This window comes from Streptomyces sp. P17 (genome assembly GCF_032436805.1).
Lineage (GTDB): Bacteria > Actinomycetota > Actinomycetes > Streptomycetales > Streptomycetaceae > Streptomyces.
This window is the reverse complement of the sequence record NZ_JAVRBF010000010.1, coordinates 116,388-131,417: the sequence shown is the minus strand read 5'-3', so window position 1 is coordinate 131,417 and position 15,030 is coordinate 116,388. Positions and strand designations below refer to the sequence as shown.

The following is a 15,030-nucleotide window of genomic DNA, read 5'->3' as shown; positions in this document are numbered from 1 at the left end:
ATGGATCTTGGACTGAAGGACCGGGTGTTCGTCGTCACCGGAGCGACGCGTGGCCTGGGCAACGCCACCGCGCGTGAGCTGGTCGCCGAGGGCGCGAAGGTGATCATTTCGGGGCGGGACGAGAAGACGGTCGCCGAGGCCGCGTCCGCGCTGGGCCCGAACGCGGTCGGGGTCGCCGCGGGCAACGCCGACCCCGCGACGCCGGAACGGCTGATCGCCGCCGCGCGCGAGCACTTCGGCGGCTTCGACGGTGTGCTCGTGAGCGTCGGCGGCCCGGCGCCGGGCTTCGTCGCCGACAACACGGACGAGCAGTGGCAGGCGGCGTTCGAGTCGGTGTTCCTCGGGGCGGTGCGCCTCGCCCGGGCGGCGGCGGCCGAGCTGGAGGCGGGCGGTGTCATCGGATTCGTCCTGTCGGGCTCCGTGCACGAGCCGATTCCGGGCCTGACGATCTCGAACGGGCTGCGGCCCGGCCTCGCCGGCTTCGCCAAGTCCCTCGCGGACGAACTGGGGCCGCGGGGGATCCGCGTCGTGGGCCTGCTGCCGGGCCGCATCGACACGGACCGGGTGCGCGAACTGGACGGCATGTCCGCGGACCCGGAGGCGACCCGGGCGGCCAGTGAGGCACGGATCCCGCTGCGGCGGTACGGGGCACCGGCGGAGTTCGGCCGCACCGGGGCGTTCCTGCTGTCTCCGGCCGCCTCCTATCTGACCGGGATCATGGTGCCCGTGGACGGCGGCCTCCGGCACGGGTTCTAGCTCAACTGACCCTCTCCGCACGGTGCTTGGCCGCCCTCAGCCTGACCTCCGCCGGCAGCGACGCCAGCCCCGCCGACTCCCGCGCGTGAGTCAGGGCCTGGGCGGTGAGCTCCGTCAGCGCCGCGCCCGGGTCGACATGCGGTTCCAGCAGCAGGCGTACGCGGGTCTCGGGGGCGTTGCGCCGGCCTGTGAGGTGGGTGTGCGCGCGGTGGACGCCGTCCATCGACGCAGCCTCGCTGGTCAGTACGGACTCCAGGGCGCGGCCCCGCAGCAGCGCGCCCTCGCCGTCCCCGGTGTCGACCAGGACCTCGCTGAGCCGACGGCGCCGTAGGACCGCTGTCAGCCACCACAGGGCGAGCAGGAGCAGCACCGCCAGCACGGCGATGACCGTCGGCCACCACCAGCCGTCGTCGTGCCAGCGGGTGCGTTCGGCGTCGCTGAGCAGGACGTCGTCCTTGCCGTCGTGGATCCACCAGGAAGGGGGGTTAAGACCGAGGCCCACGGCGAGCACCGAGCCGCCGAGGGCGACGAAGAGCAGGCCGACGAGGCCGAGCAGTACACGGTTGACGATCCTGAGCACGGCGCTCACCCCTTCCGTCCGGGCCGCCGTACATGCACCGACAGCGCGGGCGGCCGGGAGAGGCCCAGGCCGTGGATCGCGTCGGCGAGTGTGGCGTCCAGGTCGGCGCGTACGTCGTCCAGGTCGCGGAAGTGGGAGACCGCGCGGATGTCGGCCCGCTTGCGGCCCATGCGGACCCGGGCCGACTGCACACCGGAGATCTCCATCGCCCGGTCGCGCAGCACCAGGGCGGCGGCCTCCCGGTCGAGTCCGGCGCGTACGTCGGCGTGGGTGCGGCGCATCGGCAGCAGGGAGCGCAGGCCGGGGGTGACGGCCAGCACGACCAGCCACAGGCCGAGGGCCGCGGCGACGCCCGCGCCGACCAGTACCCAGGCGTCGTCGAGGGGCCGTTCGGCGAGTTGCCGGGCCAGTTCGCGGCGCCAGGCCATGGCGGGCCGGTCGGCACGCACGGCCGCGATGTCGTAGAGGAACAGGCCGACGAGGGCCAGGAGCAGCAGGGCGACGATCCCGGCGGGGACGCGGCGGGCCGACCAGAAGCGGCCGTTCGCGCCGTCCTCCCCCTCCAGGACGGGCGGCGGGTCGTAGGCGGCCGCCGACGCGGACTGGTCGAGCGGGTCGGTGCCGGCGGCCTTCTCGATGACCGGCAGTGGTTGTGTGGTGCCCTCGGAGCCGTGGGGCTCGCTCATCGCGTCCTCCCCTGTGCCGCGCCGTGCGCCGGGTGCAGCCGCTCCACCCGGACGGCGACCTCCGGCACCTCCATGCCCACCAACGCGCCTACCCGCTCGGCGACATGGCGACGCACGGCGGCGCAGCGGGCGCCGATGTCGGTGGGGTAGTCGAGTTCGAGATGGATGCGGACACGGGCCGTGTCGTGGTGGACGGTGACGCCCGCGTGCGGGGGCGACGCGTCGCCGGGCAGGGGTCCCAGCGCCTCGCGGGCCGCCTGGGAGGCGATCTTCACCACGACCCGGTCGGCGATCCGGGTGGCGCCACGTTCGCCGGGCGGCACGACGGCCCGCGGTCTGCCGACCTCACCGGACTGAACGGTCACCTACGTCACCGCCGGTCGCGCCGGTCGTCACGGATACGGAAGAAGTCGCCGAGGTCCAGGTCCCCCTCAAGGAACCGGCCGACGACAAAACCGATGGCGCCCAGGGCGGCCACCAGCAGAAAGGCACCGAATCCGCCGAAGTACCCGGCGAAGCCCAGCGCCATGCCGGCGATCATGCCGACCACGGCCATGCTCATGGTGCGCTCCCCTCAGCGGTGCGGTGGACGGGTCACTGGATCCGGGGTTCCAACTCCTCTTCCTCCTCCTCGGGCAGTTTCACATCGCTCACCGCGATGTTGACCTCGACCACTTCCAGACCGGTCATCCGCTCCACCGCGGAGACCACGTTCTCCCGCACCGCCCGGGCCACGTCGGCGATGGACACGCCATAGTCGACGACGATCTCCAGGTCGAGCGCGGTCTGCACCTCGCCCACCTCGGCCTTCACCCCGCGCGTCACGGACTTCGAGGCGCCGCCCGGCACCCGGTCCCGCACCGCGCCGAAGGTCCGGCTGATCCCGCTGCCCATCGCGTGCACGCCGACGACGTCCCGCGCGGCGAGGCCGGCGATCTTCTCCACCACGCCGTCGGCGATGGTGGTCCGTCCCCGGGTCGCCGGGTCACCGCCACCGCGCCTGACGGCCTTACGGGTCTGCACGGTCGGCTCCTGCTCGACGTCGGGCTTCTGCGTCGTGTCACTCATCGCCCTACATCCCTTTCGGTTCGTCGTCCTTTGACCACCGTAAGTGCGTTTGCGCCATCGCGCCCCGGGGATGCGGCAGGCTGGAGTAATGACGGCGGACGGATGGGCGCGGACAGTGCGCCAGCAGTTGGGACTCGGCAGGCTGTTGCCGCTGGGCGGGCCGCGCGATGGCGCGTGGATCACCGAGGAGGCGGCCGGCAGCGCGCTGCGGCGAGCGGCGCACGATGTGACGGGGGTGCGCCTCGGCGCGCTGCGGATCGGGCTCGCCGATCCGGCGCGGGCGCCCGAGCCCGTCGTACCGGCGCCGCCGAGCGCGCTGCCGCCCGGGGTGCTGCGGGTGACGGCGGACTTCGAGGCGACGGCGGCGGAGCCGCTGCCCACGGTGGCGGACCGGCTGCGCACGACGCTGGCGGAGGCGGCGGACCAGCGGCTGGGCTTGGCGGTCACGGAGGTGGATCTACGGGTGACGGCCCTGCTGGACGAGACGGCGGAGCCCGCGCCGGCACGGCCGCAGGAGTCGCCGTCGGCCAGGGAGCCCTCGGACGGTGACGAGTCCCGCGTCGCCGCGGCCGCGCTCGCGGTGCCGGGCGTGGCCGGTCTGACCGGGACCCTGGGCGGGCTCGGCCGGCCGGTGCACTTCGAGGAACGGCCCGCCGAAGCCGCCCTTCCGGCCCGTCATGTGCGGGTCGAGATCGCGGTGCACGCGGACCACCGGGCCGTGGTCGTGGCCCGCGCGGTCCGCGCGAAGGTCGCCAAGGCGCTGCCGGATCACCCGACGGTGGCAGTTCTGGTCACGGCCGTCGTGGGCTGACGGTTCGTGGTGGGGCGCCGCAGACTCCCCGACGGCGGTCGTGAGCACCGCCGCCGGGGGAACGGTCACTCGCCCACGCCCGCCAGGTCGCGCAGCCGGCGCGCCTGGGCGGCGCGTTCGGCGACGCGCTGGTCGTCGTAGGTGCGGCCGGTCGCCCCGCGCAGCAGCGCCTTGGTCTCGATGACCGCGTCCCGGGGTGCGGCCAGCAGGGCGGCGGCGAGGTCGCGTACCGCGTCGTCGAGCTGGTCCGCGGGCACGGCGATGTTCGCCAGGCCGGTGCTGACGGATTCCTCGGCCGTGACGAAGCGCCCGGTGGCGCAGATCTCCAGCGCCCGCGCGTAGCCGACGAGGCCCACCAGGGGATGGGTGCCCGTCAGGTCCGGAACCAGGCCGAGGCTGGTCTCCCGCATGGCGAACCGCACGTCGTCCGCGACGACGCGCAGGTCACAGGCGAGCGCGAGCTGGAAGCCCGCCCCGATGGCATGGCCCTGGACAGCGGCGATGGACACGAGGTCGCTGCGCCGCCACCAGGTGAACGCCTCCTGGTACTCGGCGATGGTCGCGTCGAGCTCGGCGTCGCTGCCGCGCGCCAGATCGATGAACGACGGCTCGCCGTCGAAACCCTCCGGCGTGAACGCCTGCCGGTCGAGTCCGGCCGAGAAGGACTTGCCCTCGGCCCGCAGCACGACCACCCGGACGGATCCGGGCAGCAGCCGACCGGCCTCGGCCAGCGCGCGCCACAGAGCGGGGCTCTGCGCGTTGCGCTTGTCCGGGTTGGTCAGCGTCACCGTGGCGACTGCGTCGTCGACGGTCAGTCGTACGCCGTCCTTGTCGAGAACCGGGTCGAGCGAAGCCATGGGGCGCCTCCGATGGGGTGCGGTCGCGTAAGTGACTGCACAGTAACCACCCGGCCGATCAGCTGACCGACCGGGTGGCCACCATCGAAGCCGATGGGCCGCCCGGGGTCAGCCCGCGGCTTTCTTGCCGCGTGTTGCCCCGCCACGCCCACGTAGCGTGACGCCCGACTCACTGAGCATCCGGTGCACGAAGCCATACGAGCGGCCGGTCTCCTCGGCCAGCGCCCGGATGCTCGCACCGGAGTCGTACTTCTTCTTCAGGTCTGCCGCGAGCTTGTCGCGCGCGGCGCCGGTTACCCGGCTGCCCTTCTTCAGAGTCTCGGCCACCCGTGCCTCCTCATGGGAAGTGCGCTCTGGTCTCCTCATGATCACCCCTCCCGGGCTTCATGGCCACCCATTCGGCAAGGTCCGTGAGACATGGATGTGACGACAGGAGTAGGTCCACACAAGGGGAACGTGTGATTCCGCGATGCCGTGTCCGTACCGCCGAACGGGTTGTTCCGTGAAGTGCCAGGTCAGGGACGCACGACGGCCGAGCCCTTGTCGACAAAGGCTCGGCCGTGAAATGGATGTAGGACACACCCCGGTACGAGGAGATCTCACACAGATGATGGATCACGGATCGGCCGAATGATCCATACGCAGTGGATCAGTCATTCGATCAAGCCAGGGCGACGAGATCCGCGTAGTCCGCGCCCCACAGGTCCTCGACGCCGTCCGGCAGCAGGATGATGCGCTCCGGCTGCAGCGCCTCGACCGCGCCCTCGTCGTGGGTGACCAGCACGACCGCGCCCTTGTAGGTGCGCAGCGCGCCGAGGATCTCCTCGCGGCTGGCCGGGTCGAGGTTGTTGGTGGGCTCGTCCAGGAGCAGCACGTTCGCCGAGCTGACCACCAGGGTGGCGAGCGCGAGACGGGTCTTCTCGCCGCCGGAGAGGACCCCGGCCGGCTTGTCGACGTCGTCGCCGGAGAACAGGAACGAGCCCAGCACCTTGCGGACCTCGACGAGGTCCAGGTCGGGGGCGGACGAGCGCATGTTCTCCAGGACCGAGCGCTCCGGGTCGAGCGTCTCGTGCTCCTGGGCGTAGTAGCCGATCTTGAGGCCGTGGCCGGGGACGACGGCACCCGTGTCCGGCTGCTCGACGCCCGCCAGCAGCCTCAACAGGGTCGTCTTCCCGGCGCCGTTGAGGCCGAGGATGACGACCCGGGAGCCCTTGTCGATGGCCAGGTCCACATCGGTGAAGATCTCCAGCGAGCCGTAGGACTTCGACAGGCCCTCGGCGGTCAGCGGGGTCTTGCCGCAGGGCGCAGGCTCCGGGAAGCGGAGCTTGGCGACCTTGTCCTGCATGCGCACCGCTTCGAGGCCGGCGAGGAGCTTGTCGGCCCGCCGCGCCATGTTCTGCGCGGCGACGGTCTTGGTGGCCTTGGCGCGCATCTTGTCGGCCTGAGAGTGCAGCGCGGCCGCCTTCTTCTCGGCGTTCTGCCGCTCGCGCTTGCGGCGCTTCTCGTCGGCCTCGCGCTGCTGCTGGTAGAGCTTCCAGCCCATGTTGTAGACGTCGATCTGGGCGCGGTTGGCGTCCAGGTAGAACACCTTGTTGACGACCGTCTCGACCAGGTCGACATCGTGGGAGATCACGATGAAGCCGCCGCGGTAGGTCTTGAGGTAGTCGCGCAGCCAGATGATCGAGTCGGCGTCGAGGTGGTTCGTCGGCTCGTCGAGCAGCAGGGTGTCCGCGTCCGAGAACAGGATGCGGGCGAGCTCGATACGGCGGCGCTGACCACCCGAGAGGGTGTGCAGCGGCTGGCCGAGCACCCGGTCGGGCAGGTTGAGCGCGGCGGCGATGGTGGCGGCCTCGGCCTCGGCGGAGTACCCGCCCTTGGTGAGGAACTCCGTCTCCTGGCGCTCGTACTGCTTGAGCGCCTTCTCGCGGGTGGCGCCCTGGCCGTTGGCGATGCGCTGTTCGTTGTCGCGCATCTTGCGGATCAGTACGTCGAGGCCGCGCGCGGAGAGGATGCGGTCGCGGGCGAGGACGTCGAGGTCCCCCGTGCGGGGGTCCTGCGGGAGGTAGCCGACCTCGCCGGAGCGGGTGATGGTGCCGCCGGCCGGGATGCCTTCGCCGGCCAGGCACTTGGTGAGGGTGGTCTTGCCGGCGCCGTTGCGGCCGACCAGACCGATGCGGTCGCCCTTGGCGACGCGGAAGGTGGCGGACTCGATGAGGACGCGGGCACCGGCGCGCAGCTCGATGCCGGAGGCGGAGATCACGGACAGACTCCAGGGCGGGGTCGTTGGCGGGATGGGCGGCTGAGGACGTTCCCGCCGTCTAATGCGCGAGGAGAATGGCCATGAGGCCAGTCTAACGGGGCCGTGCAAGCGTTTTTCTGCCGCCGGGGACCTCATTGCCGAGGGGCCTGCGGTGCGGAGTGATCCGGCCCAGGTCGTCCACCGCGATGAGCTGGGACGTCCAGGCCGCCCCCGCGCAGGGCTGGGCGAGGAGCAGAACTCCGGTGTGGCGTACGGCACGCGCGGGTGCGAAGGCGCAGCCCTTGCGGGCGGGCAGCACCCAGCGCAGGTCGCCGTCGGAGAGGCGGTACGCGGTGACGCGGTACGGGGTGACGACGGCGAGCATGCCGCGGCCGAGGGGGCGCAGGACGCCGGTCGCGCCGTGGGCGGAGAGCCAGTCGGTGGCGGCGGGGAGGGCGCGGTGCCAGCGGACGGTGCGGCCGTCGGTCGCGGTGATCATGCCGTCGTCCCACAGGGCGATGGTGTCCGCGCGCGTGGGGAGTGCGGCGAGCGGGTGGCGGCCGTCACGGGTGTGGCGCCACAGGAGGGTGCCGGTGACGGGGTCGTGGGCCTCGACGGCCTTCCCCTGGGTGCGTGCCTCGGTCGCGTGCGCCACGCGCGCGTGGACGGTGAGGCGGTCGCCGTAGGGGTTGGGGCGCAGTTGGTGGGCCGCCGCGAGGAGGAGAGCGGCGAGGATCACGGCGAGGGCTGCGGGAAGGACGCGCTTCGCGGGCTCGGGGGTGCCCTGGGCGGCCGGCGTCGCGTGCAGCACGGCCATGACGCCCCCTCGGCAGCGGTCTCCCACGGATCAGGCGCAGAGCGTAGCCACCGGCGGGACGGGCGGACCGGCGTACCGCGGGTGGCGCCGGGGCCTGTCGCCCGTTCGGACGCTCATCCGGCGGCGGCCCGGATGCCGCCGCGGCCGTCCGCGTCGGCCGGATCCAGGAGCGGATCCAGGAGCGGATCCAGGAGCGGTTCCAGGGCCGGGTGATGCCGGAGACCTGGACGCACGGGTCGGCGCGGCAGGAGTGGTTCCGGAAGGTTCGGGGGGCGGGGACATGGCGCGCCGCGACACCTTCCGCCGAGGCGGTGGGCAGAGCGTTGTCAGTGGGCGCTGCGAGACTGGCGGCAGGTGGGATTTTCCGGCACCGGGCAGGCAAGGAGTGATCGGTATGGCAGGCACGAACGGCGGGCGTCCGAGCATCTTCCCCACGCTGCTGTACGCGGACGCGAAGGCGGCGATCAAGCTGCTCACGGAGGCCCTCGGCTTCACCGAGCTGACGGTGTACGAGGGTGAGGACGGCGCGGTGCTGCACGCCGAGCTGACCCAGGGCAACGGCGCGGTGATGGTCGGCTCCAAGGGCCGCGGCGGCCTCTTCGACACGCTGATGAAGGACGCGGGACCGGCCGGGGTGTACATCGTCGTGGACGACGTCGACGCCCACCACCGGCGCGCCGTGGAGCACGGCGTGGAGATCCTGATGCCCCCGACGGACCAGGACTACGGCTCACGGGACTACATGGCCCGGGACGCCGAGGGCAACATCTGGAGCTTCGGCACGTACGCGCCGGAGATAGGGGGCTAGGAGACCACTGAGAATCTTGAAAACGCGCCCGACTTGCACCGGATTGCCCCGATCGACTTTTGCGGGCGAACCTGGGCGATCGGGGCGGCCCAAGCGAGATCTTCAGGACACTTCTAGGCGCCCTGTCCTAGTTCCCGCCCGTGTGCACCTGGAAGGCGGCGCGGCGGACCGCCTTGGCCAGGGCCGGGTCGGGGTGGGCGGCCGCGAGGGCGACCAGGACCTGCACCGTGCGCGGGTGACCGACGGCGCGGACCTCGTCCAGCAGGGCGGGGACGGTCGGTTGCAGCGCGGACTCCAGATGGCGGACGAGCATGGGCGCCTCGCCGTGGTCGGCGACCGCGGCGGCGGTGTCGACCCAGAGCCAGGTCGCCTCCTCCCGGGTGAGGACCTCATGGGCGTCCTCCGGGTCGACGCCGTCGTGCTCGGCCAGCCACAGCAGGGCATACGGCCTGAGCGCCGGCTCCTCGGCCACGGACCGTACGTCGGGCTCGGCGGGGGCGCCCACGACGCGCAGCGCCTCGAAGGCGAGGCCGCGCAGCAGGGCGTCCTCACCGCGGGCGGCGTCGATCAGTTCGGTGACGGCGCTGCCGACGGGGCGGGCCGCCAGCCAGGCGCGGTACTCGGCGCGGGCGGCGTTGGGGCGGAGCTGGGCGCAGCCGCGGAGCATGTCCTCGGCCGCCTGCTCGATGTTCCCGGCGGGGCTCTGGGCGGCCACGCAGATCTGCTCCAGCTTGACCCAGACCGCCCAGCTGCCGAGCGGGGTCAGGGTTGCCTGGCCGTCGCCGTAGGTGAGGGCGCCCACGGAGGCGAGGGCGTGCAGGGCCCAGTCGAGGAGGGGAGCGAGGGGGGTGTCCTCGGCCCGCGAGTGAAGGGGTTCGGGCTGCGGGCCGTAAGGAATCTCGCAGCGCTCGGTGCGCAGTTCGGTGACGCGCTGCTCCAGCAGGTCGAGGAGTTGTGCCACCGGCACGGGGCCCGCGGACAGCTGGAGGAAGGAGAGCACCTGCGGCATGGCCGAGACGACCTCGGCGACGGCGGCGGGCTCGTGGTCCTCGGGCTCCGGGTAGGCGAGCGACCAGGCGTCGAAGAGGGCGACCCAGCCGCGCAGTACGGCGCTGTCGTCACGGTTCCAGGCGCGCAGGCGCCAACCGGGGCGCGCGCTGTCGCCGTGCACCTCGATCAGCCCGGCGAGGCGGGCGGTGTCCCAGTCGGCGCGGATCTGAGCGGTGGTCAGGTCCAGGTCGGTGGCGGCCCGTTCGGCGGTCTCGTCGGAGAGGGTGCCCTTGCCGTCGGGGTGGGCGCCGTCGCGGCCCGGGCGCAGGGCGGCGTCGGCCCAGCGGGCGACACGGGCCGCCGCAGCCAGGCCGGAGCGCGCCATTCCGGCCAGCTCCGCGGGGGCCGGGGTGCCCTCGGGGGGGCGCGGTGCGGGGCGGCTCGGGCGCCGCTGGTTCACAGCTCTGGGGGCGGCGGCCAGGGGTCGCGGGCGGACGAGTCGAAGCCTGGAGTCGCGCGGGATACGGGACGTCACGGGTGCAGTCTTCCGGTTGACGGTCCGAAAACCCAAACGGAATGTCACGAGGGGCGACGGGGATGGCCAACGCACGGGGCCCGGCGGGCGGCGCAGGGCCGATAACAGGCCAGTTGTACCGGGTTAAACGGAACCGGTGGAGCCGGTCCGGCGGGTGCCGTCGCCCGGGGCGCTCACATGAGAGGGGTCAGGAAGCGGCGCAGGGATTCCTCGTAGGACGTGGGGTCCGCGTTCCACATGGCTCCGTGGGGGGCGCGTTCGACCGTCTTGAGGGCCACCAGGTTGGGGCGGGCGTCGGCCAGGCGGCGGGAGTGGATCCAGGGGGCGACCGCGTCATCGGGGCCGTGGAAGATCAGGGTCGGCACGGTGAGCTGGTCCTGGGTGCCCTCGGGGCCGGCACGGTCGCCGTACAGGCCCGTGCGGCCCTGCGCGGCGCGGACCGCCAGCGGGAGCAGGGCGCCCGGAGTGCGGCGGGCGGAGGCGAGGGCGCGCAGGGTGGCCTCCCAGCTGAGGACCGGGGAGTCCAGCACGAGTCCCGAGACACGGTCGCGGAGACCGGAGCGGGCGGCGGCGCGCAGGGCCATCGTCGCGCCGGTGGACCAGCCGTGCAGGACGACATTTCCGGCGCCGTAGCGCACGGCGTAGCGGATCGCCGCGTCCAGGTCGCGCCACTCGGTCTCGCCGAGGTGGTTCAGACCGTCCGGGGAGCGGGGCGCGCCGAGGTCGCCGCGGTAGCCGAGGGCGAGGACCGGGAAGTGGCGGGCGGCGAGGAACTCCATGACGTTCATGGAGAGTTCGCGGGTGGTGCCGAGGCCGTGCACCGTGATGATCCAGGTGGTGCGGGTTCCGGGCACGAACCATGCGGGCAGCGAGCCGAGTTCGCCGGGGATGTCGATGTCCGCGTGGTCGAGGCCGAGCGCGGAGGCCGGGTCGCCGACGTGCAGGTTCGGGGTGAGCCAGACGCGGTCGCCGGGGGCGAGGGAGCCGTGGGTGACGCGCTCCAGGCGGCGCACGACCGTGTCGGCGGTGTGGGTCGCGGTGGCGAGGACGGGGCCCACGACCGCGTGCGAGCCGTCGCCGCCGAGGCCGTAGATGCCGGGGCGCAGAGAGGCCAGGTCGCGGGTGAGCGTGATCTGGCCCGCCGCCGTGCCGTGCACCGTGAGCCGGGGTTCGGTGGGCAGGGGCCTGCCGGGGGGCGCCTTGAGCGCGGCGTCGCTGGCGATCCGCCCGGCGGCCACGCTTGCCGCGCCGGCGGCCAGGGCCATGGTGACGGCAGCGGCCGTCGCTTTGACAGTGCGCACCCGTCCAGTGTCCTGGCGGACCCCGTCAGCGGCCAGTGGGAGGACGGACGAGGGTGACGTAACCGTGGCAGATGGCGTCAGCCGGGCTGGCCGTACCCCCGTAGCCTCTCCCCCACCTCTTTCAGTTGTCCGGGGGTCAGCAGGCTCGGAGTCAGGCCCGGGACGGAGGACGCCGTCAGCCAGACTCGGCACATCCACTCCAGTTGTGCCGTGCGGTCGTGGGCCTGGGTCAGGGTCCTGCCGTAGGCCATCGTGCCGTGGTTCTGGAGGAGGCAGGCCGTGCGGTCGGCCAGGGCCCGGAGCATGTTCTCGGCCAACTCCTCGGTGCCGTATGTCGCATACGGGGCAACCCGGGCAGGTCCGCCGAGGTCCGCGGTGATGTAGTGGACCGCGGGGACCTCCTGGACCAGGGTCGAGACGGCCGTGGCGTGCACGGCGTGGGTGTGGACGATCGCGCGGGCGTCGGTGGCGCCGTAGACCGCGAGATGCATGGGCAGTTCGCTGGTCGGCCGCAGCGCGCCGAGGACCTGACGGCCGGACAGGTCGACGCCCGTCACATCCCCGGGGGTGAGCCGGTCGTACGGCACACCCGACGGTGTGACCAGGACCGTGTCCCCGACGCGGACCGAGACATTGCCGGACGTCCCCACGACCAGACCGTCGGACACGGTCCGGCGGGCCGTGGCGACGAGTTCCTCCCAGGCGCGCGCCTCCTCGGGACGCACACCCTCCGGCCACGGCTCCCGCACTTCCTGTGCGCCCTCCCCCGCTTCTCCCGCGCCCCGCTGCTTCCCTCGCTGCTCAGCCATGCCGCGATCCTGCCAGCCGCGGCCCCGAACGGCCGCCGGGCCCGGGCACTTCAGGCCGGAAGTCGAGCGTCCAGAAGGACGCATATCCGGATACATCACCCTCTCCCAGTGCTTGGCCGGAGATCGACGACCATTCTCCGAACCTCCAGTACTCTCTGGCTGATTTGTCGTGCACGTCGCCATTCCGGGGGGAAACATGGCCCGTGATCGCAAACCGTCCCGTCACCGCGCCCGCGTGCTCGCGGCGTCCGTGGCGGCGCTGGCCATCGGGGGAACCGCACTGGCCGAATCTCCGGCCGCGGCGGCGAGCCGGCCCAGGGGACACGACGTCTCGTCCCATCAGAAGAACGTCAACTGGCAGAGCGCGAAGTCCAAGGGCGCCAAGTTCGTCTACGTCAAGGCGACCGAGTCCCACACCTACCGCAACCCGTACTTCGACCAGCAGTACAACGGCTCCCGCGGTGCGGGCCTGATCCGCGGGGCGTACCACTTCGCGCTGCCGAACAAGTCGTCGGGGAAGACGCAGGCCGGGCACTTCGTGCGCAACGGCGGTGGCTGGACGGCGGACGGCTGGACGCTGCCGCCCGCGCTGGACATCGAGTACAACCCGTACGACAAAGAGCACAAGTGCTACGGCCTGAGCCGGTCGAAGATGGTCCGCTGGATCAAGGCGTTCAGCGACGAGGTGCAGCGGCTGACCGGCCGCCGGCCGGTGATCTACACGACCGCGCACTGGTGGAACACCTGCACGGGCAGCAGCCGGGCCTTCGCCTCGAATCACGCGCTGTGGGTGGCCCGCTACAACTCCGCGAGCGCGGGCACGCTGCCCGCCGGATGGCCGGCGTGGACCTTCTGGCAGTACGACAACGGCGGCAGCCTGCCGGGTGACCAGAATTACTTCAACGGGTCCATGACCCAGCTCAGGAGGTTTGCCCGAGGCTCCTGACCCTTGGGGCGCCTGGACCGTGCGGAGCGGCGCGGGTCCGGCGGAAGGTCGAACCTCTCCTCCGGACACCACGCAGCCCACCTCAGTTCATCTTCCGTTCACTCAGGTTACTTACGTTCATCCGGCCAATGACCTCGAATGATTGCCTGGGTAAATGGAAAACTTCTCGCTGATCCTCGCGATTGTGGTGGTAACCGCACTCGCGTTCGATTTCACGAACGGTTTTCACGACACCGCCAACGCGATGGCCACGACCATCTCGACCGGTGCGCTCAAGCCCAAGGTCGCGGTGGCCATGTCCGCCGTGCTGAACCTTGTCGGCGCCTTTCTCTCCGTGGAGGTCGCCAACACGATCTCCAAAGGTCTCGTCGATGAGACCGGCATCCGTCCCGAGGTCATCTTCGCCGCCCTGGTCGGCGCGATCCTCTGGAATCTGCTGACCTGGCTGGTGGGCCTGCCCTCCAGCTCCTCCCACGCCCTCATGGGCGGTCTGATCGGCGCGACCATCGCCTCGGCGGGTGTCGGCGCGGTCCACGGCGACGTGCTCGTCACCAAGGTGCTGATCCCGGCGATCGCCGCCCCGCTGGTCGCGGGCCTCGCGGCGATGCTCGCTACGAGGCTGATGTACTCCTTCGGCAAGAAGGCCGAGGGCAGCAAGGCCTCCGAGAAGGGCTACCGCGCCGGGCAGATCGCCTCCGCCGGTCTGGTCTCGCTCGCCCACGGCACCAACGACGCGCAGAAGACGATGGGCATCATCACCCTCGCCCTCGTCGCCGGCGGCACCCTCGCCCCCGACTCCGACCCGCCGATGTGGGTCATCCTCACGGCGGGCCTGGCCATCGCGCTCGGCACCTACCTGGGTGGCTGGCGGATCATCCGCACCATGGGCAAGGGGCTGACCGACCTTCAGCCGCAGCAGGGCTTCGCCGCCCAGACCAGCGCGGCGACGGTCATCCTCGCCTCGTCCCACCTCGGCTTCTCCCTCTCGACCACGCACTCGGTCTCCGGCTCCGTGATGGGCGCGGGACTCGGCCGCAAGGGGGGCGTGGTCCGCTGGTCCACCGCGACGCGGATGTTCGTGGCGTGGGGTCTGACGCTGCCGGCGGCGGCGCTGGTCGCCGCGGTCGCGGAGTACGTGACGGGCTTCGGGTCCTGGGGTACGGCGGTTGTGGCGGTCTTCCTGGTCGCCTCCAGCGCGGCCATCTGGAAGATGTCGCGGCGTGAGGTCGTCGACCACACGAACGTGAACGAGACCGAGGAGCCTGCGGGCGTGGTGACGACGGCGATGGCGGCCGTGACTCCGCCGCCACCGGCGGGCACGGTGACCGCGGACCTCGCGGCGACGATCCCGGCCCCGGCCGGCGAGCCGACGCCGTCCCAGGCCACCGTCTGATCCCCGTCCGGCTACCCGAGAAAGCATCATTATGAAGATCGACTGGACGGCACTCGGCTCCGTCTTCGGCGTCAGCCTCCTGGTCACCGTGACCCTCGTGGCCCTGTTCGCCCTCGGCATCACCGGCCTCGCGCGCCGCGAGCGGGCGGCGGAACAGGGCGGGTCCGCCGCGGCGGCGGTGACCGGCGCGTATGCGTGCTTCGCGGCGTGTGCGGCGGCTGTGGGGTATGGGATCTATCTGATCGTGGCGTAGCACCTGCCTCGACGACATCGCGCCCTGATCCGGGGCCCCAGCGGGGGCTCACGGGCAGGGCGCCTTCTTCTACGCCGTAGGGGGCAGGTTCTCGCGCGGCGCGGGTGGGTCGTAGGTGCCGATGGCGCGGCAGAGGCCTTCGGCGAGCGTGGATACCTCCAGGGGGATGCTCCAGGTGCCC

The 15,030-nt window shown here is 72.2% G+C and carries 18 protein-coding genes and 1 pseudogene; 7 read left to right on the top strand and 12 right to left on the bottom strand.

Going from position 1 to position 15,030, the window contains the following annotated elements; translation table 11 throughout:
* On the top strand, nucleotides 1-756 hold the full coding sequence (locus RMT89_RS09140) for an SDR family oxidoreductase (RefSeq protein WP_315883289.1): 756 nt from the start codon (nucleotides 1-3) through the stop codon (nucleotides 754-756).
* Between the two features lies 1 nt (nucleotide 757).
* On the opposite strand, the gene amaP is transcribed toward RMT89_RS09140, so the two are convergent.
* Genes amaP through RMT89_RS09115 form a run of 5 tightly spaced genes read right to left on the bottom strand, consistent with a single transcriptional unit; the run spans nucleotide 758 to nucleotide 3,090 of the window.
* Entirely contained in the window at nucleotides 758-1,345 is a 588-nt protein-coding gene (gene amaP, locus RMT89_RS09135; protein ID WP_315883288.1) for an alkaline shock response membrane anchor protein AmaP, read from the bottom strand.
* Nucleotides 1,342-2,022 carry a DUF6286 domain-containing protein gene (locus RMT89_RS09130; protein ID WP_315883287.1) on the bottom strand — a complete coding sequence of 227 codons (681 nt, stop codon included), beginning with the start codon at nucleotides 2,020-2,022 and terminating at the stop codon, nucleotides 1,342-1,344. Before RMT89_RS09130 ends, amaP begins: the two co-directional genes overlap by 4 nt.
* Nucleotides 2,019-2,387: an Asp23/Gls24 family envelope stress response protein gene (locus tag RMT89_RS09125; RefSeq protein WP_315883286.1), complete on the bottom strand. Its 369-nt coding sequence runs from the start codon at nucleotides 2,385-2,387 to the stop codon at nucleotides 2,019-2,021. Before RMT89_RS09125 ends, RMT89_RS09130 begins: the two co-directional genes overlap by 4 nt.
* A gap of 5 nt (nucleotides 2,388-2,392) precedes the next feature.
* Nucleotides 2,393-2,584: a hypothetical protein gene (locus RMT89_RS09120; protein ID WP_315883285.1), complete on the bottom strand. Its 192-nt coding sequence runs from the start codon at nucleotides 2,582-2,584 to the stop codon at nucleotides 2,393-2,395.
* Between the two features lie 32 nt (nucleotides 2,585-2,616).
* Nucleotides 2,617-3,090: an Asp23/Gls24 family envelope stress response protein gene (locus RMT89_RS09115; protein WP_315883284.1), complete on the bottom strand. Its 474-nt coding sequence runs from the start codon at nucleotides 3,088-3,090 to the stop codon at nucleotides 2,617-2,619.
* A gap of 88 nt (nucleotides 3,091-3,178) precedes the next feature.
* Between RMT89_RS09115 and RMT89_RS09110 the strand changes: the two genes are divergently transcribed.
* Nucleotides 3,179-3,901 (top strand): nucleopolyhedrovirus P10 family protein, encoded by a 723-nt coding sequence (locus RMT89_RS09110; protein ID WP_315883283.1) that lies wholly within the window; start codon nucleotides 3,179-3,181, stop codon nucleotides 3,899-3,901.
* 65 nt (nucleotides 3,902-3,966) lie between these two features.
* On the opposite strand, the gene RMT89_RS09105 is transcribed toward RMT89_RS09110, so the two are convergent.
* The 4 genes from RMT89_RS09105 to RMT89_RS09090 form a co-directional block, all read right to left on the bottom strand.
* Nucleotides 3,967-4,758, bottom strand: a complete 792-nt coding sequence (locus tag RMT89_RS09105) for an enoyl-CoA hydratase/isomerase family protein (protein ID WP_315883282.1) — start codon at nucleotides 4,756-4,758, stop codon at nucleotides 3,967-3,969.
* Between the two features lie 108 nt (nucleotides 4,759-4,866).
* Nucleotides 4,867-5,085 carry a helix-turn-helix domain-containing protein gene (locus tag RMT89_RS09100; RefSeq protein WP_019758351.1) on the bottom strand — a complete coding sequence of 73 codons (219 nt, stop codon included), beginning with the start codon at nucleotides 5,083-5,085 and terminating at the stop codon, nucleotides 4,867-4,869.
* A 334-nt stretch (nucleotides 5,086-5,419) separates the two neighbouring features.
* Nucleotides 5,420-7,018 (bottom strand): ABC-F family ATP-binding cassette domain-containing protein, encoded by a 1,599-nt coding sequence (locus tag RMT89_RS09095; protein ID WP_315883281.1) that lies wholly within the window; start codon nucleotides 7,016-7,018, stop codon nucleotides 5,420-5,422.
* A 91-nt stretch (nucleotides 7,019-7,109) separates the two neighbouring features.
* The gene (locus tag RMT89_RS09090; RefSeq protein WP_315883280.1) at nucleotides 7,110-7,814 is read right to left on the bottom strand and encodes a hypothetical protein; all 705 of its coding nucleotides are present in this window, start codon (nucleotides 7,812-7,814) and stop codon (nucleotides 7,110-7,112) included.
* 125 nt (nucleotides 7,815-7,939) lie between these two features.
* Between RMT89_RS09090 and RMT89_RS09085 the strand changes: the two are divergent.
* Both RMT89_RS09085 and RMT89_RS09080 read left to right on the top strand, forming a co-directional pair.
* Nucleotides 7,940-8,118 (top strand): annotated as a pseudogene (locus RMT89_RS09085) (neutral zinc metallopeptidase); the annotation flags it as partial.
* 90 nt (nucleotides 8,119-8,208) lie between these two features.
* On the top strand, nucleotides 8,209-8,622 hold the full coding sequence (locus RMT89_RS09080) for a VOC family protein (protein ID WP_315883279.1): 414 nt from the start codon (nucleotides 8,209-8,211) through the stop codon (nucleotides 8,620-8,622).
* Nucleotides 8,623-8,749: 127 nt separating this feature from the next.
* Here RMT89_RS09080 and RMT89_RS09075 read toward each other — a convergent pair whose 3' ends face one another.
* The 3 genes from RMT89_RS09075 to RMT89_RS09065 all read right to left on the bottom strand — a co-directional run bounded on the left by RMT89_RS09075 (nucleotide 8,750) and on the right by RMT89_RS09065 (nucleotide 12,257).
* Nucleotides 8,750-10,147, bottom strand: a complete 1,398-nt coding sequence (locus RMT89_RS09075) for a hypothetical protein (RefSeq protein WP_315883278.1) — start codon at nucleotides 10,145-10,147, stop codon at nucleotides 8,750-8,752.
* A 173-nt stretch (nucleotides 10,148-10,320) separates the two neighbouring features.
* The gene (locus RMT89_RS09070) at nucleotides 10,321-11,448 is read right to left on the bottom strand and encodes an alpha/beta fold hydrolase (RefSeq protein WP_315883277.1); all 1,128 of its coding nucleotides are present in this window, start codon (nucleotides 11,446-11,448) and stop codon (nucleotides 10,321-10,323) included.
* A 77-nt stretch (nucleotides 11,449-11,525) separates the two neighbouring features.
* A complete protein-coding gene (locus RMT89_RS09065) occupies nucleotides 11,526-12,257 on the bottom strand; it encodes a class II aldolase/adducin family protein (protein WP_315883276.1) in 732 nt (243 codons plus the stop codon).
* Nucleotides 12,258-12,453: 196 nt separating this feature from the next.
* Here RMT89_RS09065 and RMT89_RS09060 point away from each other — a divergent pair, with 196 nt between their 5' ends.
* The 3 genes from RMT89_RS09060 to RMT89_RS09050 all read left to right on the top strand — a co-directional run bounded on the left by RMT89_RS09060 (nucleotide 12,454) and on the right by RMT89_RS09050 (nucleotide 14,849).
* Nucleotides 12,454-13,203 (top strand): lysozyme, encoded by a 750-nt coding sequence (locus RMT89_RS09060; protein WP_315883275.1) that lies wholly within the window; start codon nucleotides 12,454-12,456, stop codon nucleotides 13,201-13,203.
* 154 nt (nucleotides 13,204-13,357) lie between these two features.
* Complete coding sequence (locus tag RMT89_RS09055) at nucleotides 13,358-14,596, top strand: anion permease (RefSeq protein WP_315883274.1); 1,239 nt, start codon at nucleotides 13,358-13,360, stop codon at nucleotides 14,594-14,596.
* A 31-nt stretch (nucleotides 14,597-14,627) separates the two neighbouring features.
* Nucleotides 14,628-14,849 (top strand): hypothetical protein, encoded by a 222-nt coding sequence (locus tag RMT89_RS09050; protein ID WP_315883273.1) that lies wholly within the window; start codon nucleotides 14,628-14,630, stop codon nucleotides 14,847-14,849.
* The last annotated feature ends 181 nt before the right edge of the window (nucleotides 14,850-15,030 follow it).

Bases quoted from the DNA above. Each gene is read 5' to 3' on its own strand.
- RMT89_RS09130 (WP_315883287.1), bottom strand. From the start codon at position 2,022: ATGAGCGAGCCCCACGGCTCCGAGGGCACCACACAACCACTGCCGGTC.
- RMT89_RS09140 (WP_315883289.1), top strand. From the start codon at position 1: ATGGATCTTGGACTGAAGGACCGGGTGTTCGTCGTCACCGGAGCGACG.
- RMT89_RS09115 (WP_315883284.1), bottom strand. From the start codon at position 3,090: ATGAGTGACACGACGCAGAAGCCCGACGTCGAGCAGGAGCCGACCGTG.
- RMT89_RS09120 (WP_315883285.1), bottom strand. From the start codon at position 2,584: ATGAGCATGGCCGTGGTCGGCATGATCGCCGGCATGGCGCTGGGCTTC.
- RMT89_RS09080 (WP_315883279.1), top strand. From the start codon at position 8,209: ATGGCAGGCACGAACGGCGGGCGTCCGAGCATCTTCCCCACGCTGCTG.
- RMT89_RS09055 (WP_315883274.1), top strand. From the start codon at position 13,358: ATGGAAAACTTCTCGCTGATCCTCGCGATTGTGGTGGTAACCGCACTC.
- RMT89_RS09110 (WP_315883283.1), top strand. From the start codon at position 3,179: ATGACGGCGGACGGATGGGCGCGGACAGTGCGCCAGCAGTTGGGACTC.
- RMT89_RS09050 (WP_315883273.1), top strand. From the start codon at position 14,628: ATGAAGATCGACTGGACGGCACTCGGCTCCGTCTTCGGCGTCAGCCTC.
- RMT89_RS09065 (WP_315883276.1), bottom strand. From the start codon at position 12,257: ATGGCTGAGCAGCGAGGGAAGCAGCGGGGCGCGGGAGAAGCGGGGGAG.
- RMT89_RS09060 (WP_315883275.1), top strand. From the start codon at position 12,454: ATGGCCCGTGATCGCAAACCGTCCCGTCACCGCGCCCGCGTGCTCGCG.
- RMT89_RS09105 (WP_315883282.1), bottom strand. From the start codon at position 4,758: ATGGCTTCGCTCGACCCGGTTCTCGACAAGGACGGCGTACGACTGACC.
- RMT89_RS09090 (WP_315883280.1), bottom strand. From the start codon at position 7,814: ATGGCCGTGCTGCACGCGACGCCGGCCGCCCAGGGCACCCCCGAGCCC.